20 protein-coding genes are annotated in these 24,614 nt (G+C 39.9%); 2 read left to right on the forward strand and 18 right to left on the reverse strand.

The window, feature by feature from the left end; translation table 11 throughout:
- Nucleotides 1-104: 104 nt before the first annotated feature.
- The 15 genes from ftsZ to ACFQ19_RS14605 form a co-directional block, all read right to left on the reverse strand.
- Nucleotides 105-1,262: a cell division protein FtsZ gene (gene ftsZ, locus ACFQ19_RS14535; protein WP_379593285.1), complete on the reverse strand. Its 1,158-nt coding sequence runs from the start codon at nucleotides 1,260-1,262 to the stop codon at nucleotides 105-107.
- 64 nt (nucleotides 1,263-1,326) lie between these two features.
- Nucleotides 1,327-2,613: a cell division protein FtsA gene (ftsA, locus tag ACFQ19_RS14540; protein WP_379593287.1), complete on the reverse strand. Its 1,287-nt coding sequence runs from the start codon at nucleotides 2,611-2,613 to the stop codon at nucleotides 1,327-1,329.
- Nucleotides 2,614-2,810: 197 nt separating this feature from the next.
- Complete coding sequence (locus ACFQ19_RS14545) at nucleotides 2,811-3,647, reverse strand: cell division protein FtsQ/DivIB (RefSeq protein WP_379593289.1); 837 nt, start codon at nucleotides 3,645-3,647, stop codon at nucleotides 2,811-2,813.
- 366 nt (nucleotides 3,648-4,013) lie between these two features.
- The gene (gene spoVE / locus ACFQ19_RS14550; RefSeq protein ID WP_379593323.1) at nucleotides 4,014-5,138 is read right to left on the reverse strand and encodes a stage V sporulation protein E; all 1,125 of its coding nucleotides are present in this window, start codon (nucleotides 5,136-5,138) and stop codon (nucleotides 4,014-4,016) included.
- A gap of 133 nt (nucleotides 5,139-5,271) precedes the next feature.
- Entirely contained in the window at nucleotides 5,272-6,621 is a 1,350-nt protein-coding gene (gene murD / locus ACFQ19_RS14555; protein WP_379593291.1) for a UDP-N-acetylmuramoyl-L-alanine--D-glutamate ligase, read from the reverse strand.
- Complete coding sequence (gene mraY, locus ACFQ19_RS14560) at nucleotides 6,621-7,601, reverse strand: phospho-N-acetylmuramoyl-pentapeptide-transferase (RefSeq protein WP_379593293.1); 981 nt, start codon at nucleotides 7,599-7,601, stop codon at nucleotides 6,621-6,623. The genes murD and mraY overlap by 1 nt, the downstream gene beginning before the upstream one ends.
- A 147-nt stretch (nucleotides 7,602-7,748) precedes the next feature.
- Nucleotides 7,749-9,104 carry a UDP-N-acetylmuramoyl-tripeptide--D-alanyl-D-alanine ligase gene (locus tag ACFQ19_RS14565; protein ID WP_379593295.1) on the reverse strand — a complete coding sequence of 452 codons (1,356 nt, stop codon included), beginning with the start codon at nucleotides 9,102-9,104 and terminating at the stop codon, nucleotides 7,749-7,751.
- A 3-nt stretch (nucleotides 9,105-9,107) separates the two neighbouring features.
- Entirely contained in the window at nucleotides 9,108-10,589 is a 1,482-nt protein-coding gene (locus ACFQ19_RS14570; protein WP_379593297.1) for a UDP-N-acetylmuramoyl-L-alanyl-D-glutamate--2,6-diaminopimelate ligase, read from the reverse strand.
- A 143-nt stretch (nucleotides 10,590-10,732) separates the two neighbouring features.
- Nucleotides 10,733-12,667, reverse strand: coding sequence for a stage V sporulation protein D (locus ACFQ19_RS14575; RefSeq protein WP_379593299.1), 1,935 nt, complete (start codon nucleotides 12,665-12,667; stop codon nucleotides 10,733-10,735).
- A gap of 196 nt (nucleotides 12,668-12,863) precedes the next feature.
- Complete coding sequence (locus ACFQ19_RS14580) at nucleotides 12,864-15,131, reverse strand: penicillin-binding protein (protein WP_379593301.1); 2,268 nt, start codon at nucleotides 15,129-15,131, stop codon at nucleotides 12,864-12,866.
- 17 nt (nucleotides 15,132-15,148) lie between these two features.
- Nucleotides 15,149-15,523, reverse strand: coding sequence for a cell division protein FtsL (gene ftsL / locus ACFQ19_RS14585; RefSeq protein ID WP_379593303.1), 375 nt, complete (start codon nucleotides 15,521-15,523; stop codon nucleotides 15,149-15,151).
- On the reverse strand, nucleotides 15,523-16,500 hold the full coding sequence (rsmH, locus tag ACFQ19_RS14590; RefSeq protein ID WP_379593305.1) for a 16S rRNA (cytosine(1402)-N(4))-methyltransferase RsmH: 978 nt from the start codon (nucleotides 16,498-16,500) through the stop codon (nucleotides 15,523-15,525). The genes ftsL and rsmH overlap by 1 nt, the downstream gene beginning before the upstream one ends.
- A 35-nt stretch (nucleotides 16,501-16,535) precedes the next feature.
- Nucleotides 16,536-16,967 (reverse strand): division/cell wall cluster transcriptional repressor MraZ, encoded by a 432-nt coding sequence (gene mraZ, locus ACFQ19_RS14595; protein ID WP_379593307.1) that lies wholly within the window; start codon nucleotides 16,965-16,967, stop codon nucleotides 16,536-16,538.
- Between the two features lie 196 nt (nucleotides 16,968-17,163).
- Nucleotides 17,164-18,792 (reverse strand): bacillithiol biosynthesis cysteine-adding enzyme BshC, encoded by a 1,629-nt coding sequence (bshC, locus tag ACFQ19_RS14600; RefSeq protein WP_379593309.1) that lies wholly within the window; start codon nucleotides 18,790-18,792, stop codon nucleotides 17,164-17,166.
- A 102-nt stretch (nucleotides 18,793-18,894) separates the two neighbouring features.
- Nucleotides 18,895-19,275 (reverse strand): DUF3397 domain-containing protein, encoded by a 381-nt coding sequence (locus ACFQ19_RS14605; protein ID WP_379593311.1) that lies wholly within the window; start codon nucleotides 19,273-19,275, stop codon nucleotides 18,895-18,897.
- Nucleotides 19,276-19,455: 180 nt separating this feature from the next.
- On the opposite strand from ACFQ19_RS14605, the gene ACFQ19_RS14610 reads away from it, so the two are divergent.
- Nucleotides 19,456-19,938, forward strand: coding sequence for an N-acetyltransferase (locus tag ACFQ19_RS14610; RefSeq protein ID WP_379593313.1), 483 nt, complete (start codon nucleotides 19,456-19,458; stop codon nucleotides 19,936-19,938).
- A 56-nt stretch (nucleotides 19,939-19,994) separates the two neighbouring features.
- Here ACFQ19_RS14610 and ACFQ19_RS14615 read toward each other — a convergent pair whose 3' ends face one another.
- The 3 genes from ACFQ19_RS14615 to ACFQ19_RS14625 form a co-directional block, all read right to left on the reverse strand.
- Nucleotides 19,995-20,456: an RsfA family transcriptional regulator gene (locus ACFQ19_RS14615; RefSeq protein ID WP_379593315.1), complete on the reverse strand. Its 462-nt coding sequence runs from the start codon at nucleotides 20,454-20,456 to the stop codon at nucleotides 19,995-19,997.
- 1,140 nt (nucleotides 20,457-21,596) lie between these two features.
- Nucleotides 21,597-21,770, reverse strand: coding sequence for a 50S ribosomal protein L32 (rpmF, locus tag ACFQ19_RS14620; protein ID WP_379593317.1), 174 nt, complete (start codon nucleotides 21,768-21,770; stop codon nucleotides 21,597-21,599).
- 45 nt (nucleotides 21,771-21,815) lie between these two features.
- The gene (locus ACFQ19_RS14625) at nucleotides 21,816-22,355 is read right to left on the reverse strand and encodes a YceD family protein (RefSeq protein WP_379593319.1); all 540 of its coding nucleotides are present in this window, start codon (nucleotides 22,353-22,355) and stop codon (nucleotides 21,816-21,818) included.
- Between the two features lie 287 nt (nucleotides 22,356-22,642).
- On the opposite strand from ACFQ19_RS14625, the gene ACFQ19_RS14630 reads away from it, so the two are divergent.
- On the forward strand, nucleotides 22,643-23,848 hold the full coding sequence (locus ACFQ19_RS14630; RefSeq protein WP_379593321.1) for a nucleotidyltransferase: 1,206 nt from the start codon (nucleotides 22,643-22,645) through the stop codon (nucleotides 23,846-23,848).
- Nucleotides 23,849-24,614: the final 766 nt, after the last annotated feature.

Consider the following 24,614-nt stretch of genomic DNA (forward strand, 5'->3'; position numbering starts at 1 on the left):
GAGATTATGTTTCACCCTGGAATAGCACGGTTTATATACTTGACCTATCAAAAAACGCTGTGCTAAAAGGAGTCCTTTTAGCACAGCGTTTTTTGTCTTATTTTTTACCGATTACGGTTACGGTTTCTTAAGAATGTCGGGATATCCAGCTCATCTTCCTCAGGGCGAGGTTTAGAAGGAGAAGGATTCGATGTTTCTCTTTCCCGGGAAGGATTGGATTCATTATTTGGTTGTGATGTTGCAGCCTGCTGTGTCTGTCCTGTTGTTGGACGCTGCTGTTTTTGACGTGTCTCAGCTTTTGGCTGCGCATTTTCGTCAAAACCGGTAGCAATTACTGTAACAACAATCTCATCATTGAGATTTTCATTAATAACAGATCCAAAGATAACATTTACTTCTTGATCAGCTGCTGAAGTAACTAAATCAGCTGCTTCCTGCACTTCATAAAGACTGAGGTTTGTACCGCCAGTGATATTCATTAAAATACCATGTGCACCATCAATCGATGTTTCCAATAATGGAGAAGAGACTGCTTTTTTAGCCGCTTCTGTTGCTCTTGTTTCTCCGGTTGCAATACCGATACCCATGAGTGCAGAACCTTTATCATACATAATTGTTTTCACGTCAGCAAAGTCAACGTTAATCAGCCCTGGCTTGGCAATCAAATCAGATATGCCTTGTACACCTTGACGGAGCACATTATCTGCTTCACGGAACGCTTCGAGCATTGGCGTATTTTTATCCACAATTTCTAACAGTCGGTCATTTGGAATAACAATTAATGTATCGACACTTCCTTTCAGCGTATCAATACCGGAAACTGCTTGTGTCGATCTTCTCCGACCTTCGAAAGAAAATGGACGCGTTACGACACCAACTGTCAATGCTCCTAAATCTTTGGCTACTTGCGCAATAACCGGCGCTGCACCAGTTCCTGTGCCACCGCCCATACCGGCAGTAACAAAAACCATGTCGGCACCTTTTAAAGCTTCTTCTAACTGTTCTTTACTTTCTTCCGCTGCTTTTTTTCCCACTTCCGGGTTGGCGCCAGCACCAAGTCCGCGGGTTAATTTTCCGCCGATTTGTATTTGAGATTCCGCTTGAGAAAGATTTAAAGCTTGTGCATCCGTATTTACTGCGATGAATTCGACACCTTCTACGCCATGTTCAATCATTCGGTTTACGGCGTTGTTACCGCCGCCGCCAACTCCAATAACTTTTATCGTTGCTAATTCTTCCATGTTTGTATCAAAATCTAACATATTATGGTTCCTCCTAGTCTACTAATTACGAACAAATTCTGATCAAAACTTCTGCAGGCAGAAATTAATCAAAGAAATATTTGAATAGATTAGCAAATCCTGATTCTTTCTTTTTACCTTGTTTCTTTTGTTTCTTTTCACTTACAGTTCTGGATTGCTTAGCAGGGCGTTGTTCCATATTTTCTTCTATAGCTACTGCAGGGTATAATTCTTTACCTTGTATTTTCGCATTACGGTAAGCAAATTGTAAAATACCGACGCCTGCTGTAAATTGGGCTTCTCTGACACCAATATAATCCGGTACAGCTACACGCACATTGGAATAAAATAAATCTTGTGCCAGCTCCAAACTTCCAGACATTGCTGTCGTCCCTCCAGTTAATACAAAACCGCCAGGCAGCTCCTGATAACCCATTTTCCGGATTTCCTTGTCAATATACGTGAATATTTCTTCTAATCTGGCTTCTATCATATCAGCTAATTGGAGTTGATTAAATACTTGTTTTTGATTGCTTCCAATGGTTGTTACTTCAAATGTTTCATCCTCTGAAGCATCATCATAAAACGCGTATCCATGTTTCAACTTGATCTGTTCTGCTTCTTCTGTAGAAATGCGCAGGCCGATGGATAAATCTTTCGTGATATTATCTCCGCCTAAATTAATAACGCTTGTTGCAGCTAAATGATCATTTTCAAATACGGATACGGTTGTACATCCGCCGCCAATATCAATAAGAACCGATCCCATATTCATCTCATCTTTTGACAAAGCAATTGTTCCTGCTGCCAGCGGCTGAAGACAGATATCCGATACTTCTAAATTAGCCCTTTCTACACATTTTAAGATATTATGCAAAATGGTTTTTGAGCATGTAATAATCGTACCTTCCATCTCCAGACGGACACCAATCATTCCTCGGGGATCTGTTATTTCATCCAATCCATCCACAATAAACTGTTTAGGAATGACATCAATAATTTCCCTTTCCGGCGGAATGGAAATGACTTGCGCTCCGTCAATTACTCTTGTTACATCTTCATCATTTATTTCTCTATTTTCACTTTGCACAGCTACCACGCCATGACAAGGCTGAAGCTGAATGTGGGAGCCATTTATTCCGACGACTACGCGGTGGATTTCCATCCCTACCATTCTTTCAGCTTGTTCCACGGCACTCCGGATAGAATGAACCGTTTGATCAATGTCAACAATAGCACCCTTCTTCATTCCATTGGAGGCTGCAGTACCTACTCCAATAATATTTAAAGAGTCTTGTTGTACTTCTCCAATAATTACTTTTATTGTATTTGTCCCAATATCGAGACTGACTAGTATTTCACTGTTGTTCAAAAAAGAGCACCTCCCCGTAAAAATATACTGACGATATTTTTACTGCCACGTTATCCTTCGTATAGTCTTTCATTTTAAAAGAAAATGAATAAAAAATAAACATATTTTATGCTTATTTTTTCAAGTAATCTATTTTGATAAAAACCGACAATATACCATACGTTCATGAAAGATGATATATGACTTCATTCTGCAAATTATTCATTTCCTGTATTTTCATTTTCTTCATTAACTTCCTCATTAATTTCTTCAATTTCGTCTTCGATATCCACTTCTTCCATCTCGTCTTTTTCAAAAGACTCGAAATAGATACCGACTCCCATATGAATGATACCATTATCATCCTCTTGAAGCTGGCTGACAATAGATGGATAATAACCCAATTTATCTAATACTTGGTCTATTTCTCCTTCAACCAGAAAACCATCACTCATGTACAGGGTAATAAGTGTTGAACCCTCATCTTCTTCCGGGTCTTTCCGTTCAATTTCCGAAATCATATTAAAAATACTCGGGCGGACATCTTCCATTTCCGATGCTAGTTCCGCTAACTCTGTTTCATTAAAACCGGATATTAATGGTGCATTGCCGGCAGATGCATTTGCATTCTGCGAGACGACTTGACCATTTGCAAGAACCGGATAAAATGCTCTTTCCTCTTGCACATAGCCCAGAACGGACTGCTCCTCCACTTCAATTAAAACAGTACTGGGAAATTTCCGATTAATAGATGCTTGTTCAATGACAGGATTTTCTTCCATGCCTGACACAACAGAAGAACCATTCAAAGACCAGATGTTCATGCCTTCTGTTAAACCTGATTCATCTATTATGTACTCATCTGTTAAGAATACATTCCCGTCTACTTCAATCGATCTTACTTCACTCCATGGAGATTGCAGATAAATAATAACAGCAATAAGAAGAAAAAATATAGATAGATAAAATATTAATCTTCTGTTTGCTTTTTTCTTTCTGGCCTGCTTTAATTTCGGGATCCGATCCTCAATAGAAACGATATTTTTATCACTCATCTCCATTTCTTCCTTTATCCATTATTTTAAAGGGGATATGAACCGTGTAAGTTTTATTCCCTCGTATTTACAAAAAGTATATCATAAATGAAGGGATTACACGTAATTGACTTCTGTATGTTTTTAAATTTTTTCGTTTTAGATATATAACTTGAAATTAATATTTTCCTTCCTGACACTCGCTACGGAAAAACACTACGCTTTCCCATAGGAGTCTCCGTGTTTTTCCTTCGCTAGTTATGGTGCTTAATTCTAAAATAAATGGCTTTATTTTTTAGCACAAAAGACAGGTTTATTAATTCAATTTAGATAGTTTAAAATTAATATTTTACCTCCTGACGCTCGCTGCGGAAAAAACATGTTTGTTTAAATAATCGGTTTTGAGCTTTTTTCCATGCTTTTGGAATGCCTGCTGATACTTAATAAAATTCCCGCTGCACATAATGTCAAGGTCAGTGAGGAACCTCCATAGCTGAGGAAAGGCAGTGTAATGCCTGTCACAGGTATTAAACCGATAACCACGCTTATATTAATCATCGCTTGTAAGACTAACATGCTTGCTATTCCTAGTGCCAGCAGCCTGCTAAACAAATCAGGTGCTTCTATAGCAATTTTAATCCCTCTCCATAATAGCAGAAAAAACAATAAAATAGTTGCAGAACCTCCAATTAAACCTAATTCTTCTGCAATAATAGAGAAAATAAAATCTGTCTGCGGTTCCGGAAGATAAAAATATTTTTGCAGACTATTCCCCAAACCGAGTCCCATCAACCCGCCCGGTCCAATCGCATAGAGCGATTGGATAATTTGAAATCCATGTCCCAAAGGATCTTCCCATGGATTTAAGAAAGCTAAAATTCGGTTAATACGATACGGCGCAGAAGCAATGAGTCCGATAAAACCGATAACCCCGATTCCCGCTAATCCAAAAAAATGGGAAAGCTTGGCGCCTGCTACAAAAAGCAGAATCATACATGTTAATACTAGCACCATGCCTGTACCCAAATCAGGCTGAAGCATAATCAGGCCAAAGGCGGTAAAAATTAAGAGCAAACAAGGAAAGAATCCTTTTTTAAATGAAGTGATATATTTTTGATAATCCGATAATATCGCTGACAGAAAAATGATTAAACCTAATTTCATAAACTCTGACGGCTGAATACTGAACGCACCAATACCTATCCAGCTTTGGGCACCGCCGCGGATCATTCCGACTCCCGGTATCAGGACAAGCAAAAGCAGAATAAAGCAGGAAAACAATAAAATTTTCGCATACTTTTTCCATATATAATAAGGGAAGTAGGATATAGTCACCATGCCGATAAAACCGATTCCGGCAAATAAAAGTTGTCTTTTTAAGTAATAAAAGGAATCGTTAAACTTATATTCCGACCAGATATAGGAAGAACTATATACCATTAACATACCAATACCTAACAGAACGACGATAATGCCAAATAATACTTTATCCAGTTTATTTTGATTGCGGATGAGTTTATTCAAAAATACCCCTTCTTTCCATGAGTTAAACTAAGGAAATAGGGGCATTTTAAAATATACAGCGCTATAACTTCACTGGCTTGTTCCAGTTTATGTGCTTTTCATGATTATTTGTTCAAGCCCCTTAGTCCATTGTATGAACAGCTTGGACAAATATGTCTCCTCTCTCTTCAAACGTTTTATACTGGTCCCAGCTTGCACAAGCAGGGGAGAGCAATAAAATATCTCCTTCATCTGATAATGAAAAACCAATTTCGACAGCATCATCCACGCCATTGGCATGCGCAACCGCCTGGACACCAGCTTCTTTTCCAATTCGCTCTAATTTAGACGCTGTCTCCCCAAATACAACCATTGCTTTGACATTTTGCAGATGAGGGATAAGCTCATCAAATTCATTTCCGCGATCTAAACCGCCGGCAAGGAGGATAATTTCTTTTTTAAAGGAATCCAATGCTTTTTGTGTCGCTAATGTATTCGTTGCTTTAGAGTCATTATACACATAACGGCCTTTATGTCGTCCGACAAATTCTAGACGGTGTTTGACACCGGAAAATGTTTTTAAAACATACTGTATCCCTTCATTTGTTGCTCCATTTAATTTGGCTGCCGCAACGGATGCCAAGATATTTTCCAAGTTGTGCTGTCCAACCAGAACAACATCTTCCAGTGCCATAATTGCTTCTTCAAAAAAGTATATATGCGTGTCATCCGCCCAGGCACCCATTTGCTCTAGCTGTTTTGTAGCTGAAAAAGCGATTTTTTTTGCTTTCGCATCTGTTACTTTTTCTTGCAGAATCGGATCATCTGCGTTGTATACAAGATAATCATCCGCATCCTGGTTTTTAAATATTTGACACTTTGCATTTACATAACTCTCTAAATCGCCATGATAGTCCAGATGCGCTTCATAGATATTTAACAGCACGGCTGTAGACGGACGGAACGCCGCTATCCCCTGTAATTGAAAGGAAGACAGCTCTATCACCATTTTTTCATCCGGCTGCATGGTCTGAGCGACTTCTGTTGCCGCAATGCCAATATTACCAGCAAGTTTTACCTTACAGTGACTTTGTTTCAGCATCTCTGTCACTAATGTGGTTGTTGTTGTTTTTCCATTGGAACCGGTAATTCCGATGATTGGCTGCTCCGTTAAATGAGAGACGAGCTCTACTTCGGTAATGACAAGAATTCCGCGTTTTAATGCCTCTGCAACCACCGGATGATCATACCGTATCCCGGGATTTTTAACAACAACCTCTTTCCCCTCTAAAACATGCAGAGGATGAGAACCCAGCACAAAATGCGCTCCTTTTTTCTGAAGTTCTTTAACCGCTGTATCCTCATATGTTGCTGCTGCATCATTGACAGTTACTTTTTTTCCATTCTCTAAAAGGGCTGCCGCTGCCGCTGCCCCGCTCCGGGCCAAGCCTAAGACAAGTACATTTTCCGGAAATTGTTTCCACGTTTTCATTACATACCCACCTCAATATAAATGGCAAGAATAGCAAACAGAAGGCCGGCAAGCCAAAACGTTGTCACGACTCTCCACTCTGACCATCCAGTTAATTCATAGTGGTGATGCAACGGACTCATCTTGAAAATACGTTTTCCGGTTGTTTTATAAGAAATCACCTGGATAATAACGGATAATGTTTCAATAACAAACACGCCGCCGATAATAACTAATAAAATCTCCAATTTCAGAAGTATCGCAATGGCCGCAATAACGCCACCTAGAGCTAAAGATCCGGTATCGCCCATAAAGACTTTGGCTGGATGCGCATTAAACACTAAGAATCCAAGCAGAGCACCAACAACTGCCAAGGCAAATACTGTCACCATGTCGTTCGGCACGCCATACCATGCAATAATTGCATAAGCACCGAATGCAATCGCTGCAGTGCCGGCTAATAATCCGTCCAGTCCATCTGTTAAGTTAACAGCATTGGAAGCTCCTACCAGCATGACAATGATCAGAATGGCATAGAACCAGCCCAAATCAAATTGAACGGAAGTTCCCGGAATAGCAATATCTGTCGGGAAATCCTGCCCGCGTAAGACAAAGTAAAATACCAATGCAATAATAATTTGTCCAATTAATTTCTGCATGGATGTTAAACCAAGATTTCTTTTCTTTACTACTTTAATATAGTCATCCAAGAAACCTAATATTCCGTAACCAAATAATACAAAAAGTAATAGCCATAGTTCATAGTTGATTCCACCGCCAACTCTGCTTCCCATAATAAGCGATGTAATCATAATACTGAACACAATCATGATTCCGCCCATAGTTGGGGTTCCTGTTTTCTTTTGATGCGATTCAGGGCCTTCTTCTCTAATACTTTGTCCAAACTTTAATCGTCTTAAAAAAGGGATAAAAATTGGAGATAGAAGAACTGTTATCAGAAACGCTACTGCGATTGTAATTAATAAACCTGTTATATTCATTTTCTCTCCACCTCATTTGTAACCTTCTACAGGATTGTTTTAGAAACATGATAGAATCAGCGCAACCTGCATGGGATTTCCTTTAACCCCGAGTATACTGCACTGATTCTGCTTCTTTAATTATTTAAACAACACCTGTAAGATGCCTTAACTTAATTGTTCTAAAAAAGTTTCAAATTTCATGCCTCTTGATGCCTTCAGCAAGATAAGATTTTCCGGTTTTAGATATTTTTCCACATGACTCCGAAGCTCAAGTTTATCCTGCAAATGGACAGCAGGAAGTTCAGGGACTTTCTGTTTTAACGTCTCATGTATGTACTGAGAATGATCACCATACGTATACACTGCTGTAATTTCAGGACCAATAACATCTGCGATCCCGCGATGAAATTCTTCCGCAAAATCACCAAGCTCTAAAATATCACCTAAAACAAGAATCTTATGCTGATATCCTTTCATTTCTTCGACTACTTGAATCGATGCTTTCATAGATGCTGGAGAAGCATTATAAGCATCATTAATAACGGTAACGCCGTTTTTCCCCACATGCTTTTCAAAACGCATTTTGGTCATCTCCAGCTGCGCAAATGCCGTTCTAATTGTTTCAGGAGCAATCCCCATTTCCGTTGCCAACTGGATAACATATGCAGCATTTTTCGCATGGTGTTTCCCTAAGAGCGGAATTTGATAAGACGCTTCTCCAATCGAAAAAGTTGTTACTGCTTCTTCCACTGCTATATGATCAATCACAACATTATTTTCTCTGCTGAAGCCCACTCTTACTTTGGGAACGGATATATCAGCACTTATTAAAAGCGGCTCATCGCCATCAATAATCAAAGATCCTCCCGGCTTCATTCCGGAAACAATTTCTAATTTTGCTTGGGCAATGCCTTCTTTCGAACCGAGGTTTTCAATATGCTGTCCATCAATATTTGTAATAACCGCATGATCCGGTTCACCAATACGGCTCAACCGCTCTATCTCCCCAAAATGATTCATACCCATTTCTAAAATCAATACTTCCGTATCCTGGTCCATGGATAAAATAGTCAGCGGAAGACCGATATGATTATTATAATTTCCTTTGGTAGCATGGGTTTTAAATCTTGCCTGCATAACGGCTTTGGTCAAATCTTTCGTCGTTGTTTTTCCATTAGATCCGGTAATACCGATAACGGTCGGATTGACTTCTTTCCGATAAGCAGAAGCAAGCTCCTGTAATGCTTGGACAGTGTCTTCTACAAATAAAACAAGGAGCGTGTCCGGCAGATTTTCCGGAAGCGGCGTTTCATTTTGCCAAAAAGTAGCCACCGCGCCATTATTTATTGCTCCTTCGATAAATTGGTGTCCGTCAAACTTCTCACCGGCTATCGGTATATAAAGCCCATCATGAGAAACGGCACGGCTGTCATTTATTACTTCATGAATTTCCAGATCAAGCGAAACATTCCCTTGATAGCGGGGAAATAATTGGATTAATTGCGATGCAGTAAATAACATCTCTTACTCCCCTTTCACTTTAATTGCATCCCGGGCAATTTGCCGATCATCAAAATCATATTTCGTCTGGCCGACAATTTGATAGGTTTCATGGCCTTTCCCTGCAATTAAAATAATATCGTCTTTTTGAGCTTGCTCCACAGCATATTTAATGGCTTCTGCCCGGTCAGAGATGACTTCAAAGGTTGCTTCTTCTTCCGTTAAATGGCCTGTCATATCTTCTAAAATTTGTACCGGGTCCTCTGTACGCGGGTTATCTGATGTAAACAGAACGTGGTCTGCATATTTCACAGCAACATTTGCCATTAGTGGACGTTTGGTGCGGTCACGATCGCCCCCGCAGCCAACGACAACATATACTTTCCGCTCTGCAAATTCACGGCTTGTCTGCAGGACATTCTCTAAAGAATCAGGTGTATGTGCAAAATCGACAATCACAGAGTAATCCTGTCCTTCATTAATCGGTTCAAACCGGCCGTCCACTCCTTTGACAGACTCCAGTGCTTCTTTAATCACGTCTAAGCCAACACCGGACGCAATAGCGGCAGCACTTGCGGCAAGCATATTATAAACATTAAACATGCCAATTAAATTCGTTTTAATGTCAGTCGTACCGATTGGCGTGACAAGTTTAAAAGCTACCCCGCCCGGAGATAACATGATATTTTTTGCCATCATATCCGCATCCTGCTTACAACTGTAGGTGATGACCTGTTGTGCTGTACTGCGTTTTAATAAATCACTCGCATCGTCATCTTCATTAATAACAGCATATTTCTTTTTTCCTTGTTGATAGTCATTCCCTAATCCGGAGAAAAGAAGACTCTTGGCTCGTAAATAATCATCCATATCTTTATGGTAATCCAGGTGATCCTGTGACAGGTTTGTAAAAATGCCGATATCATAATCACACCCAAAAACCCTTCCCATGTCTAAGGCATGCGAAGAAACTTCCATGATTACCTGTTCTGCTTCTTTTTCCTGCATTTGATGAAAAATACGGTTCAGTTCCAATACATCCGGCGTAGTATTGATAACTGGAAAGGTTTCCTCCCCAATTTTCACTTGAATACTGCCGATAACACCAGATTTTTTCCCTTGTTGTTCAAAGATGGTATCTAATAAATACGTCGTTGTCGTCTTTCCATTTGTACCCGTGACTCCAATCAGCGGAAACTTTGTAGTTGGATAGTCATAATATGCGGCGGAGAGCATCGCCAAAGCACGTCCGGTATCTTTAACACGGATGAGCGGAAAATCTCCGCTCACAGATACCTCTTTGGAAATAACAGCAGCCGCAGCTCCTTTATCCATTGCTTGCTGAAGAAAATCATGGCCATCCACGGTATAACCATCAATACAAACAAACAAACTCCCTGGTTTTACTTTTCTGGAGTCCATTTCTACATTGACGATTTCTACATCTTGAATGGATCCGGTAGTTTGATAAAATCCAATTTCATTTAATAGTTTATCAAGTTTCATTTTCACACCCTATTTCTGTTCTTTTCCTTTTAATGTATTCTCAACAACCTTCTTCTTTAAGAGGGTTGTTACCCAGTTCCTTTCCGAAAATCATTATTTAACGTGAAAGATAACAAAATCTATTATAGCAAATTTCTATCGATTTAACGATTATTTTCTTGACCTAAAAATAAACGAATAGTGCTTCCAGATTCTAGCATTGTTCCTGCTTCTGGAGACTGGTCAATAATTTCATCTCCCTCACCATTTACATCAATAGATAAATCTAACGGATACTCCGCCAATTCATCCTTGCTCTCCCCTATAAAATCCGGCACTTCAATTTTAGGCTGTTCCGGCCAAGCATATTCTTTCTCCAAACCATCCGTACGCGGTTCTACATTCATTGCCCGTAAACTATCATCAATAATTGTTCCCACAATAGGTGCAGCAACAACACCGCCAAATTGAATGGTATCTTTGGGATTATCAACAGCCAGATAAACAACAATTTCCGGGTCATCCGCAGGAGCAAAACCGATAAAGGATACAATATAATTATTTTCTAAATATCCGCCATTAGGGCCTACTTTTTGAGCAGTCCCTGTTTTTCCGCCGACACGATACCCGTCAACATAAGCCGGCCTTCCTGTCCCTTGTGCAACAACGGTTTCTAATGTTTCCCGAATGGTTTCCGATGTTTCTTGGGAGATAACCCGTTCCTTCATTTCTGGTTCATAGCGTTCCACCACTTCTTCCGTCACTGGATCCACCCATTCTTCCGCAATCATCGGTTCATATAAATACCCGCCGTTTACCGCTGCAGCAACAGCCATCACCTGCTGAATCGGGGTGACTGAGACACCCTGTCCAAAGGATGTAGTTGCCAGCTCTACAGGACCGACATTTTCCGGATCAAAAAGAATCCCATTGCCTTCCCCTTGTAAATCAATTCCTGTTTTTTTGCCAAACCCAAAAGCATCAATATAAGAAAATAGTTTCTCTGTTCCAAGCATTTGACCTAGATTAACAAATCCAGGGTTACAGGAATTTTGGACAACTTCAAGATAGGATTGATCTCCATGTCCGCCTTTTTTCCAGCAGTGGATAGTTGTTCCGTCTACTTTAATATCACCATCATCATAATACCGGTCTTTTTCTAAATCGACAACACCTTCTTCCAAAGCAGCTGCCAACGTAATAATTTTAAACGTGGATCCAGGTTCGTACGTACTCCAAATAGGTAAATTTCTCCCAAATATAGAAGAATCGACATCCTGATAATTTTCCGGATTAAAATTCGGGCGGGTGGACATTCCCAGTACCCCGCCTGTTTTCGGGTTAACAGCTATGGCCATAGCTCCGTCCGGATTATAGTCCGCAACAACTTGATCTAACTCCCTTTCCATAATGGTTTGTACTTTATTATGAATCGTCGTCTTTAAATTCAACCCGTCTTTTGGGGATTGATATTCGTCTGCAAGCTGTTCCAATCGTCCTCCTTTTGCATCGGAATAAAAGGATAGGCTGCCATTTTCTCCCTTCAACTTATCATCGTAAAATAATTCCAGCCCCATCAGTCCCTGGTTATCAATTCCTGTGAACCCAAGAACATGCGATAAAGCACTATTACCAGGATAATGACGTTTGGAATCCTTCGCTAAATAAACACCGTCCAAATCCAGCTCCCTGATTGCCTGTTCTTGTTCATTATTTACTTTGATTCCTTCTGGCCGCACCATCACACTTAATGCATTTTGTGTAACTAACTCCATCATCCGATCTTGTGGCACATCAAGAATTTCCCCCAGCTGCCCGGCTGTATTTTCCGGATCGTTAATTTGCCTCGGCATCAATAATACTGTCGGAGCGGTAACATTCTCTGCCAATATTTCGTTCTCTGAATCAAGAATATAACCTCTTTCCGCTGCAAATGTTATATCTCTTGTCCATAAATCGTTGGCACTGTCGGATAAATCATCGCTCAATACAAGCTGAACATAGGCCAGCCTCGCAACAATAACAAGTAAAATAAGAATCGCAAATAAAAAAACGGTGATCATTCGTTTTTTTATGATAATAGTGGATGCGCGTTTCATGAAAGAACTCCCTTCATCATGCTTTGCTTTGTATCCACTATATGAATTTACAAAATAGAATAGAACAAGCTATCATTCATAGATTTTATTAACGTATTTCTATCACCAATCCATTCTTTCAACCGATCCCGTCCTGTTGCTTCCTTACAAAAAGACTTGCTGAAAAAGTATCACTACTCTTTCAGCAAGTCTTTTCTTACTCTTCTTCGTTTTCTTCCGCATCGTCTTCGCTGGTTTCTTCGTCATCCGAATCATCTTCATCGTTATCATCCGATGATGTATCAGATGATTCGCTGGAAGGGTCTTCTAATTCAAAGCCTAAATAATCGCCTTCCTGAATTGGTTTTCCAACTTCAATACTCTGTGAGGTAACATAGCCATTACCAAATCTTTCCGTCTGTAAATCCAGCATATCCGCAAAGCGCATTACTTCCCGCTGAGACCAGCCGGTAATATCAGGCATAGTCGGCTCATCCGTAAGTAATAAAACTTTTTCACTTGGAAAGATGTTCTGTCCCGGTTCCACATTACTGGAAACAACGGTATCTCCTTCACCAATAATAATCGGTTCAATACCTTTGTCTTCTAAATCCGCCTGTGCACTTTCCGTAGAAGCATCAACAACTTCCGGAAATTCTACTTCTTGAACCTGATTGGATTCTTGTTCATCCGGTTCTACTTCTAAATAATGAAGGCTGTTCTCTACCACATTATTAAAAATATATGCCAGCGGTGCAGAACCTGATTCTGTATCTTCCAATTCCGGTTGCTGAATAGATACATAGACCATTAATTCAGGATCGTCCATTGGAGCCATTCCTAAAAATGAAAATACATGATTATCTTTTCCGGTTAAATAACCGCCGCCATCTGGGTTAGGCATTTGGGCTGTCCCTGTTTTACCGCCTACTACATAATCATCTAATTTATATGGCGCGCCTGTTCCATCTTCATCATTGACGACCGTGGCCAGTAAATCTTTCATTTCTTCGGCTGTCTCTGGCGAAATTGGCTGTCCGGTATGCTCCGACTCTGCTTCTTCCAATACACTTCCCGTGGTCGAATCAACAATTTTGTCCACCACATACGGTTTCACCATTTTCCCTTCATTAACAATCGCTGAAGCAGCTTTCATTTGCTGAATCGGGGTAACGGTAGACCCTTGACCAAAAGCTGTTCTTAATTTTTCAGAAGGCCAATTATATTGAATTTGTCCAGTAGATTCATCCGGGAGATCAATGCCGGTCGGCTCTTCAAAACCGAATGCCTGCAGATATTCATAATATTTATCTGCACCAATATCTTCCCAGAGTAACTTAGAAGCTGCTACGTTAGATGAACGCATAAAACCTTCATCATAGGAGATTTCTCCCCAGCCTTCTCCTTGGTTGTGATCCCGGATTTCTTCAATTCTTTCATTGGGCTGATACGTTCCGGATTCAAATGTATCGTCTCCGTTATAAACGCCTTCTTCTAATGCGGCGGCCCATGTGAAGATTTTAAAAGTCGATCCTGGTTCAAATGGAGAAGAAATCGGGTCATTATACCAGTTTTCTACACTGTCAGGGCTGTTCGGATTATAGCTTGGACGTGTACTCATGGCAATAATCTCGCCTGTTTTCGGATTCATAATAATCGCGTTCATTTTTTCAGGACTATATTGTTCATCTACTTGTGTCATTAAATCTTCTAACAGCGTTTGAATTTTTTGATCAATCGTTAGATAAACGGAATCTCCATCTTCCGGTTCTTGCACGACTTCATCAGGATCCAGTAATTTTTGGTTATAGCGATCACGTTGATAGGAAATAGAACCATCTGTTCCGCCCAGGACGCCATTCATGACATTTTCCATTCCCGTTACGCCGGTAATACTATGTTCAATGCCGTCTTCTGTTTCTTCTTCTTGTTCGCGGGCAAAACCAATAATATGAGAAGCAAACATGCCATTGGGATAATAACGCTTCGGCTCCTCATCAAAATAGATACCTGGAATACCTGACTCCTCTATTTCATCTTTTTCCTGCTGCGTCAGCTGACGTCCTATCTGTCCGAATTCAACCTGGAATTGACCTGACTGAACAGCTTCATCCAGGGTTTGTTTTATTTCACTTTGGTCCTCTTCTAAAATCGACGCTAGTTTTTCCGCTGTTTCTTCCGTATTGGAAACATGCAGGGGTTCCGGTGAATTTTCTGAGTATGCTTCATCTAAGATAGCATACATCCGGTAGGCTGGACGGTCATAAGCTAACACCATCCCATTCTTATCCATGATTTGTCCCCGTTCTGCATTCATCTCATAAGAAGCTGTCCGCTGCTCCTCTGCCCAATCATCCAAAGAAACACCGTTCACTTCACCTGTTGCCTGGATATACATAAACCTGCCTGCAAGCACAAGGAATAAAGCAACGAAAACCAGCATATAAATGCCAGCCATTACGTTTGCTGTCTTATTTTTTTTCATGTTAAAGAATCCCCTTGCTAGTTGTTAACCGTTTCTGCTTGTTTCACTTCCGAATTTTGGATTTTCAAACCATTTTTTTCTGCAATATCAATAATTCTTTCTGGACGTGATAACTCTTCTCTTTCAAAATGCAAGTTTTCATTCACTGTTTGTTGGCTATTAATATTGTTTTCCAACTGCTGCATTTCACGGTTTAAGGCATCCGTTCCAGAAGCATAAGAAACCATTCCAATTCCAAAGGCTAAAATAGCAGCACTGGTAACGGAGTAAATTATTTTTTCGCCTTTCGTAATCCAAGGTGCCTTCTTTACCTTCTTGACAACCGTTTTTGTTTCTTCTTGAGGATTATATTGGGGATCTACTTGCCATTTTCTAGCCTGGTTTTCACTCATCACTTTTTCCACCCTTCTTCATAACGGAAATCATTATTCCATTCATTTATTTTTTCGACAATCCGTAACTTGGCTGAACGTGATCGTCTGTTTTCATCTAACTCTTCATGTTGCGCTGTTATTGGTTTTCGGCTTATTAATTTAAATGGGGCCTGGTGGGTCTCCGGGACAATAGGAAGGTTTTTGGGTACAGGCTTATCGGTACTCCATGTTTTAAAAGCCTGCTTACAAAGACGATCTTCCAATGAGTGGAAGGTAATGACTGCTATTCTTCCATCGACACCCGTTAATGCAGCAGCTTGGTGAAGTGCCTCATTAAATGCTTCCAGTTCGTCATTTACAGCAATTCGTATCGCTTGAAAGATACGTTTGGCCGGATGTCCGCCTTTTCTTCTGGCTGGAGCGGGTATAGCATCTTTAATAATCTCTACCAGCTCGCCGGTCGTTTCAATTGCCTTTTCTGTCCTTGCCTTCTCTATCTTTCGGGCAATCCCTTTGGAAAACTTCTCTTCGCCATAGCGGAAAAAAATAGATACTAATTGTTCATAGCTCCATTCATTCACTACTTGATATGCTGTACGTTCTTGAGACTGATCCATACGCATATCCAATGCTGCATCCTGATGATAGCTAAATCCTCTGTCTGCCTGATCCAGCTGCGGCGAAGATACGCCTAAATCAAAGAGAATACCATCCGCTTGTGTTACACCCAGCTCAGCAAGGCTTGTCTGAAGCCCTTGAAAGTTTGAATGTATAAACGTTATTTTATCCTGATACTTATGCAGCCGTTCCTTTGCAGCTTGCAGTGCTTGTGCATCCTGGTCAAAAGCATACAGTCTGCCATTTTCACTTAGTCTGGATGCAATCTCCAGGGAATGCCCTCCACCGCCGACGGTACAGTCCACATAAATACCATCCGGGTTTATTTGTAACCCTTTTATTGTTTCTTCTTTTAAAACACTATAATGCTCAAACATCTAATCCACCAACTTTTACTTCGCTATAATGCGTGTTAAATATCAAAATCCATCAGATTCTCAGCGATCTCTGCAAACGATTCTTCTGATTCCTCAACATACGTATTCCAGTGGTCGCTGGCCCACAATTCCACACGATTGGAAACGCCTATAACATGGCAATCTTTTTCCAGGTCAGCGTAAGTACGCAGATTTGCAGGAATATTTATTCTTCCCTGTTTATCTACTTCACATTCCACCGCGCCGGAGAAAAAGAACCGTGTGAAAGCCCGGGCATCTTTTTTAGTCAGTGGGAGTTGCTTCAACTTGCCTTCCAAAATTTCCCATTCTTGTTTAGGGTATGCGAATAAACATTTATCAAGTCCACGTGTTAAAACAAAAGATGCCCCTAATTCTTCTCTGAACTTGGAAGGGACAATGATTCTTCCTTTTGTGTCAATGCTATGTTGGAATTCTCCCATAAACATATAGACGCCCCCTACTTTCGTAAATTCATAATACCACATTGCCCCACTATGCTCCACTATTTATTCAAAAAATATTTTAAATCCCTTTTTTAAAGCATTTCACAACCTTTTTCAAACCTAAAAAAAGACTGTCATATCAGTAGATAGACAGTCTTTCCAACCATATATAAATGAGGGGTGGGGACGTGTGGGGGATTTATTCAACCACCCAATGCCCTTTTTCGATATCCAGTGGAAAGGAAGTTAATTGTTCGATGATATCCATTCCATAATGATTTAATAAAAATAATGGGTTCCAAACACGTTCTTGCAACCCTCCATGCGGATGAAGCACCAGCTCCATCTGATTCAATTCATGGAGAGCTTTCGAATGTTTCTTTTCAAACTCTTTATGGAAACGTTTGTTCATAAACTGGATGTTCTCTAGCAAGTAAGCTAAATTCTTTTCACTTAATGCCTGAATATCATCTCCCATATCAGCAGCCATTTCGCGGATTGGCTGATGTACCTCTTTCATTTTTTCTGAAACGTCCTCTGTCACCCGATCAATTTCCTGGCGTCCGTTCGTTTCCATGTATGCATCCATGGTGGATTGAACACCATTTAAAATAACATCCTTTTCCGTCAGCTGATATTTGGAGATTAACTTCTTCGTAGACGCATCTAAAAATGTAAAAGAAAGTCTCGGAACCACCGGCGGCATTTGTAAATGCATCACATGGAAACCCGATTTCAATGCTGCACAATAAGTTATCTCACCAGGTCCAGCTATAAAGGCCAATGTTGGAAACATATACTCTTGCATCATCGGTCTTGTTACCACATTATTACTTAATTTCCACGGTGTATTTCTGGCAATATCCTCCATTTCATTCTGCGTGAACAATACTTCCTCTTGCTTGCCGACCCAATTTCCGTTCTCGTCTACTTTCAGTAAAATCCTACCTTGTAGATCATCATGATAAAATAAATTTCCATCCGATCTATCAGTTTCTATAGCAAGCGGATATTCCAGTGTTTCTAATTCGTTTAAAGTCCCGACGACAGCTTCACTGATTTGCTCCTGTTTCTGGATCATTTCCAAGAAACAATCTGTCTCCAATTTACGGAATGCAGCATTTCCGGAATCTACAAGTACAATTCCTTGCGTTGGAAACAATGCAAAAATAAGACGTGCAAAAAAATCAATATAGTCGGAAGCTTTTTCCTGAATTTCTTGAATCAATGCATAGATATCTTTTGTATGCGCCGTCTCCGGCAATGTTTCAAAAACCGCTTCTATCCAATCAGAAAGTTCTTTTTTATTCATTTCTAATTCGGAAACAGCTTTTTTACCAGCGTCTATGTTTTTGGTCTTGAGCTTGCGCTTTTGAAATTCTCCGTCCCCAGCGGGACAGTAAATATGATTGATTTCCTCAAAATCATGGTCTTCACCGGCAATCCAGAACACAGGAACCACTGGTTTTCCCAATGCTGTTTCCTGCTGCTTTGCCAGCTCCAGAATAGATATTATTTTATTTATCGTATAAATAGGACCAGTTAAAAGTCCCGCTTGCTGGCCGCCAATGACAACTGTACTCTGCGCATCATTTAAACGTCCGATTTGTTTTAGCGTTTCTTCAGGTGCTCCCCATTCTTTATTTAATGTATGTAATACATCTGTTAATGCAGTCCTGTTAAAGTCTTTTTCCGTCACATCTTGAAATCGTTTATGAAAATTTTTATACGGTTGATAGTCAAACATATTTATAATATTATTTTCTTCATTTTTATAATCAGCTACCAGAGTGTTGGCAGCAGGTAAAGTTAATGAATTTATTTGCATGTCATTTTCCCCTTACGTCGATTTGGATTCATTCCGTATTGTACAGAAAAAACAACAAGAATCAAACTAAATTGCTCTCTCCAAGAAAATGAGCTTCTATTTCTAAGTTAAAATTTCTAAAATAATATAAACTACACTTAAAACCAGATAAAGAGATGCAAAGAGTAAAAATGCACTTCTCCAAACGATTTTAATTGCTTTAGACAATTCAATATCCTGCTGCGTCCGGTATTGCTGAATCAAAATTCCTGTCAGACTTATCAGGAATAAAAGAATAATCCAACCGAAAAAATTCTGATCAAACAAAAGCTGCAGTAAAACGCCTGTACCTAAAATAAAAAAGATCGCAGACCATTGGACAGCACGATGTACTGCTTTCCACATATGTTTTTTAGAAAGTTTAGTTATCCAATACACTAAAAAGGTAACGATAAATGGAAATGCAATAAAAAGCGCTAATGTATAATAAATAAAATCTCGCATTCTTTTCCCCCTGCCTGAAAACAAACGATTTTCATCAGGTTAAGCAACCTGTCTGATTAATTTTGACAAATAAAATAGAATTAATTTAAAATTTGTCTCTTTTGTATTATAATTTAGTCAGAGAAGGAAATCTACATTCAACTTTATGAATGTAGTGATACTTTATTCAGGAGGGGTAGAATGGGAAACGTAAAGATAGAAAATTTACTGATTAATTTTAAAACATTAGAAAAATTTAAGCGTTTTCGTGAATACGGAAACCAAGAATTAACGATGTTGGAAGACTTAGAGAATAAAATTATTGAGAATAATAGTATTTCCCCTTTTTATGGAATCTATATTGGTGATAATTTAATAGCTCGTATGAGCCTCTATGAAGTGCGGAAAGAATATGATTTTTATTTCGAACCTCCACAGGAGTATTTGACGCTGTGGAAACTGGAAGTTATTCCTGATTATCAGGGAAGAGAATACGGAAAAGCGCTTGTAGATTACGCAAAGAGCTTTGGTCTTCCTATTAAAACAAATCCAAGAATTAATTCACATGGTTTCTGGGAGAAGATGGGATTCGTTAAACCGCATTATGAAATGGAACGTGATTTAGGAGAAAATCCATTATTATGGCTGCCTGAAGGGGTGAAAGAAAAAGACACGAAGCAATAAGCTTCCTGTCTTTTTTTACGTATTAAAATAATGATCATTATTCATGAATGCTTTTTTTAAGATTTGGAAACGGTATTTATCAGTTGATTTATTTCTCCCCATACCGTTTCATAGGTTACAATTCTGTTTTTTAATTTTTTATTCTCCTGTAATACCTTCTCTAATTCTTCCCGCTTCACAAAATCCTCCTGCTGCGGTATATCCTTCCGCATTTTTTCTAGCAGTTGAATAGCACTATCAATAGATTGAATGGACGGGGATTCTATAGCTGGATAAGTGATACGCTGTTTTAATCCAGCTTTTCTTTTCTCTTTTGCTGCTTGCACTTGCTCCTGACATTGTTTTCTTATTTTGGCATTCCAGCGAAACCCGCATGCTGCTGAAGTTCTGGATAATTTTTCAGCAACTTCTTTAAAGGCTTCTAATTGGGTTCTTCCTTCCTGTATACACTTAAGAACTGTATCAGCTAATAGTCTGTCTTCTTCTTCTGTCCATGCATCCTGCCGTGTATCGTTCATAACATACCTCCTATTAGGGTTTGCTATCAATGTATGCAAAAAATAGGAATGCTAGAATCGTTTCACAGAAAATTGATAAAACAAAATAAAAAACTAAAATAGGAGTTACTATTCACAGCCAACTTATTTGGCTTCATCAGAGCTCCTCATCAAAATCAACTAAATTTAGAGGATAATGACCGCTACGGAAAAACATTCCGCTTTCCGACGTACAGGACGTACTAGTGCAGACGTTGCAACAGGACGTTGCGTTCTTAGTCTGCCATGGGGACGGCTTCAGCTAACTTGAAAAGAAGACCGCTTTTCAAGTGGATCTTCAGCTCGCCCTGTTCCCATAGGAGTCTCCATGTTTTTCCTTCGCTCATATAGCGTTCTACAGCGAATGCAATACAAAATAATCTGATAAAGTGATTAATGAATCATTTTACGCCGGATAACAAAGTCATTCTGTGTTTCAAATGGTTGCTTCAGCAGTTTGAAGGAGCATAGATGATGCATACCAAGAATAGCTTTGGCGAAAAGAAAATAACTGTGCTGGGGGTATGCTCTAAAAATAGATTCTTTTCTTGTTTAACATTTTTAACACAGCTATATCAAACAGGATAGAACACACCGTTAGCGGAGGCGGACCGTTTTGACTCCTGAAAGGAAAGCGGAAAGCGTCGTTTAAAAACGTAACAACTGCGCCCCCGATCTTTGGGGGTGGTTCGACCTTGGTCGAACTTCCATCACTTATGAGATAAAGGAATCACCGTGAGTTTACGAACGGATGATGACTTATCGTAGGGCGCTCTCGGGAAGTTGTCTAGTTTTTGACGCTTGTAGCTGGACGAGGGATCAGCACCATCTGAAGATCCACTTTTGCCAAGTGCTCTTCTTGGCAAAAGTTAGCTGAAGAGCGTGCCCCTAGGAAAGCAAAACGGTCCGCCGTAGCGGTGGCTACCCTTAAAACTTAATTTGTTTACCATAAATTTTGGTGAAGAGCTCTGAAAATATATTATTTTTATTTGGTGGCTGTGAATAGTAACAAATAGGATGCTTTCTTGGACATGGCTATTCTTACATTGGAATGATATCCGATAAACTGTTATAACGAAAAAAAACAGACCATAGTCTATGATCTGTTTTCGTTAATTAGAATTAATTGCTTACAACTTCTTTTCCGTCATAATGTCCGCAAGATTTGCAAACATGATGGGGTTTTGCTAATTCACCACAGTTGGAGCATTCTACCATGCCAGGTACGTGTAATTTTTTATGCGTACGGCGTTGGTTTTTTACTTTTTTGGAAGTTCTTCTTTTAGGTACTGCCATGACTTACACCTCCTTCAAAATGAAAGTAAAACTTGAATCAGATTCTTATTTTTCTTCCTGATTATTATTAAGGAAAGACTCCAATTTTTTTAATCTCGGATCAACATTCTTGTCTTCCTTTGTTTCAGATATAAATTCCCAATCCTTCCCGCTAGAAGGAGCTGCTTCCTCCGAATCAACTTGATCAGTATGATCAGCAAAAACGCGGTACGGAATTTCCAATAGTACATTTTCCTTGATAAATGGTAGTAAGTCAAGAACTTCTCCCTGAATTGGATGAATTTCTTGTTCCTCTTCTTCTTTCCCATAATAAGCAGAAGCAGAAAAAACCTCGTTTGCATCTATGTCAAACGGATAAGGAACATCTACCAATGTGCGGGCACATGGAAGTATCATTTCTCCCTTTATATGCATGTTCACATAAAATTCCTCGCCATGACTCGTCACTTGTCCGGTCACATGTACCGGAGAAATTTTACGTATATCATTATTCATCGTTTCCAGTTCTGACACATCTGCATGATCATCAAAGAAATACGGCTCATTTACGGAACCTCTTTTAATCTGATTAACAGTCAATTTCATTATAATCACCTCTAGGCAACAAGATAAATGATAAAAGAAAATACGGCATTTGTCAATATATTTTCTTTTTCGCCACAGGTAAAACACACTTACGGCTTTGTCCGCGTCTGTGGTCCCGCAACCGCCGAATCTTCTTTACAAAATAGTATTTCCTGATACAGTGAATACAAAACAGCAGTTAGAATCATTTTAACGATAGTTTGGCTTTTTGTCATGTTATTTCTATTATCCACAACCATCTTCTTGAATATGTTAAAATAAAACTACTTAAAAATAGAGGTGAGTGTATGGAAGCTTGTGGTTTAGTGGTTGAATATAATCCCTTTCATTATGGACATCAATATCATTTAAAACAAGCCAGAAAAGAGACAGATGCTGACTGTATGATTGCAGTAATGAGCGGAAATTTCTTACAACGCGGAGAACCGGCAATTTTGGATAAATATCATCGCGCCAAAGCAGCCATACTTGGGGGTGTCGATTTAGTCGTTGAGCTTCCGTATGCGTACGCTGTTCAAAATAGTGACCATTTTGCCAGAGGAGCTATAGAAACACTCTTCCATTCTGGAGTTAGCGCTGTGTGTTTCGGCAGTGAATCCGGAAATATTGCAGCTTTTACCGATGCTTATCAGCTTCAAAAAGAACATCTTTACGCATACGAAGCAAATTTGAAAAGATATTTAAATCAAGGCTTTTCCTATCCGGACGCAGCCACAAAAGCTTATCGGCATATTTCCGGTTTATCTGAGATACTTGATGTATCCCAGCCAAATAATATATTGGGTTTAGGTTATGTCCGGGCTATCAAAGATGCTCATTACCCAATTCGGCCGGTCACTATACAACGAATCGAGAACAATTATCATGATACGGCCATCACAGGAAAAATCGCCAGTGCTACAAGTATCCGTAAAGAAGTGTTGACGAACACTTCAACATCTGCATCAGCTGCTGATTCCATGCCGGATGAGACATTGCAGATACTGACAAGTTATAAACAGAAAGCCGGACATTGGCATGATTGGGAGTTATATTTCCCCTTCCTGAAATATCGCGTACAAACAATGAATGCAGCAGAATTAGAACAGATAGAAGGTGTTATCGAAGGTCTGGAGCATCGGATAAAACGTACAGCAGCAGAAGCATCGACCTTTCAGGATTGGATGCATGCTTTAAAAACAAAACGTTACACATGGACAAGGCTCCAGCGGATATTCGTCCATATCTTAACCAATACCAAAAAAGAAGAACAAATATTGGGACACGACACCGGATACGTACGCGTACTTGGCATGAACAAAACTGGCCAGACTTATTTAAATCAGCAGAAAAAGCAGGCCGATTTGCCGTTCATTACAAAAATAAATCAAATCAGCCATCCGTTTCTGCAAATAGAGGAGCGAGCTGCCAAAGCATATTACAGTGTCTTAGCTGCTGACAAGCAAAGAAATTTCTTTCTACAGGAAATGACATCTCCGATTATTGTCAAATAAGCGGCTATGGTTGATCGTTTTCTTCTATACATTTGTGGAGAAAGGTTACAGGTAAGGAGTAAGATGACCGCTGCGGCGGACCGTTTTGCTTTCCGACGTACAACGGTTTTTGATGGGACGAGTAAGCGCAGCAACGGTTTTAATAGACCGAGTAATCGCAGGTCTCAATGTTGTCAGGTTAGTATAACCGCTGCGGCAGACCGTTTTGCTTTCCTAGGGGCACGCTCTTCAGCTAACTTTTGCCAAGAAGAGCGCTTGGCAAAAGTGGATCTTCAGAGGGTGCTGATCCCTCAGGAGTCAAAACGGTCCGCCTCCGCTAGTGAGATGTTCTATACATGAAATAGTTGAACAAATAAAATCATTTAACTCCATTAGGATGTTATTTCTTCCAAACGCTGTAGCATCCCATCAGAGCGCAGGCCAACCACGTAGACTCCTAGTCGGCTAAAACCGGTCACGTCCTGTGACCAACGGCCGACACTAGGACGTCCTGGGACTGCGCTTACTCGCCCCACCGAAAACATTTGTCCGTCGTGGGAGCAGGGCGAGCTGAAGATCCACTTGAAAAGCGGTCTTCTTTTCAAGTTAGCTGAAGCCGTCCCCATGGCAGACTAAGAACGCAACGTCCTGGGGTTGCGATTACTCACCCCACCGAAAACATTTGTTGCAACGTCTGCACTAGTGCCACGCGGCTGAAGTAAATACCCCACATTAAATTTGTAAGGTTTTAGCTTCCTTCGTCCAACGGAATGGTTTAGCCAAATGT

This window comes from Oceanobacillus locisalsi, assembly GCF_042675985.1.
GTDB classification, from domain to species: domain Bacteria; phylum Bacillota; class Bacilli; order Bacillales; family Amphibacillaceae; genus Oceanobacillus; species Oceanobacillus locisalsi.

Coding starts and splice junctions, on each gene's coding strand:
- ftsZ (WP_379593285.1), bottom strand. CDS start 1,262: ATGTTAGATTTTGATACAAACATGGAAGAATTAGCAACGATAAAAGTT.
- ACFQ19_RS14545 (WP_379593289.1), bottom strand. CDS start 3,647: ATGAGTGATAAAAATATCGTTTCTATTGAGGATCGGATCCCGAAATTA.
- murD (WP_379593291.1), bottom strand. CDS start 6,621: ATGAAAACGTGGAAACAATTTCCGGAAAATGTACTTGTCTTAGGCTTG.
- mraY (WP_379593293.1), bottom strand. CDS start 7,601: ATGAATATAACAGGTTTATTAATTACAATCGCAGTAGCGTTTCTGATA.
- ACFQ19_RS14565 (WP_379593295.1), bottom strand. CDS start 9,104: ATGTTATTTACTGCATCGCAATTAATCCAATTATTTCCCCGCTATCAA.
- ACFQ19_RS14570 (WP_379593297.1), bottom strand. CDS start 10,589: ATGAAACTTGATAAACTATTAAATGAAATTGGATTTTATCAAACTACC.
- ACFQ19_RS14575 (WP_379593299.1), bottom strand. CDS start 12,667: ATGAAACGCGCATCCACTATTATCATAAAAAAACGAATGATCACCGTT.
- ACFQ19_RS14580 (WP_379593301.1), bottom strand. CDS start 15,131: ATGAAAAAAAATAAGACAGCAAACGTAATGGCTGGCATTTATATGCTG.
- ftsL (WP_379593303.1), bottom strand. CDS start 15,523: ATGAGTGAAAACCAGGCTAGAAAATGGCAAGTAGATCCCCAATATAAT.
- rsmH (WP_379593305.1), bottom strand. CDS start 16,500: ATGTTTGAGCATTATAGTGTTTTAAAAGAAGAAACAATAAAAGGGTTA.
- mraZ (WP_379593307.1), bottom strand. CDS start 16,967: ATGTTTATGGGAGAATTCCAACATAGCATTGACACAAAAGGAAGAATC.
- bshC (WP_379593309.1), bottom strand. CDS start 18,792: ATGCAAATAAATTCATTAACTTTACCTGCTGCCAACACTCTGGTAGCT.
- ACFQ19_RS14605 (WP_379593311.1), bottom strand. CDS start 19,275: ATGCGAGATTTTATTTATTATACATTAGCGCTTTTTATTGCATTTCCA.
- ACFQ19_RS14610 (WP_379593313.1), top strand. CDS start 19,456: ATGGGAAACGTAAAGATAGAAAATTTACTGATTAATTTTAAAACATTA.
- ACFQ19_RS14615 (WP_379593315.1), bottom strand. CDS start 20,456: ATGAACGATACACGGCAGGATGCATGGACAGAAGAAGAAGACAGACTA.
- rpmF (WP_379593317.1), bottom strand. CDS start 21,770: ATGGCAGTACCTAAAAGAAGAACTTCCAAAAAAGTAAAAAACCAACGC.
- ACFQ19_RS14625 (WP_379593319.1), bottom strand. CDS start 22,355: ATGAAATTGACTGTTAATCAGATTAAAAGAGGTTCCGTAAATGAGCCG.
- ACFQ19_RS14630 (WP_379593321.1), top strand. CDS start 22,643: ATGGAAGCTTGTGGTTTAGTGGTTGAATATAATCCCTTTCATTATGGA.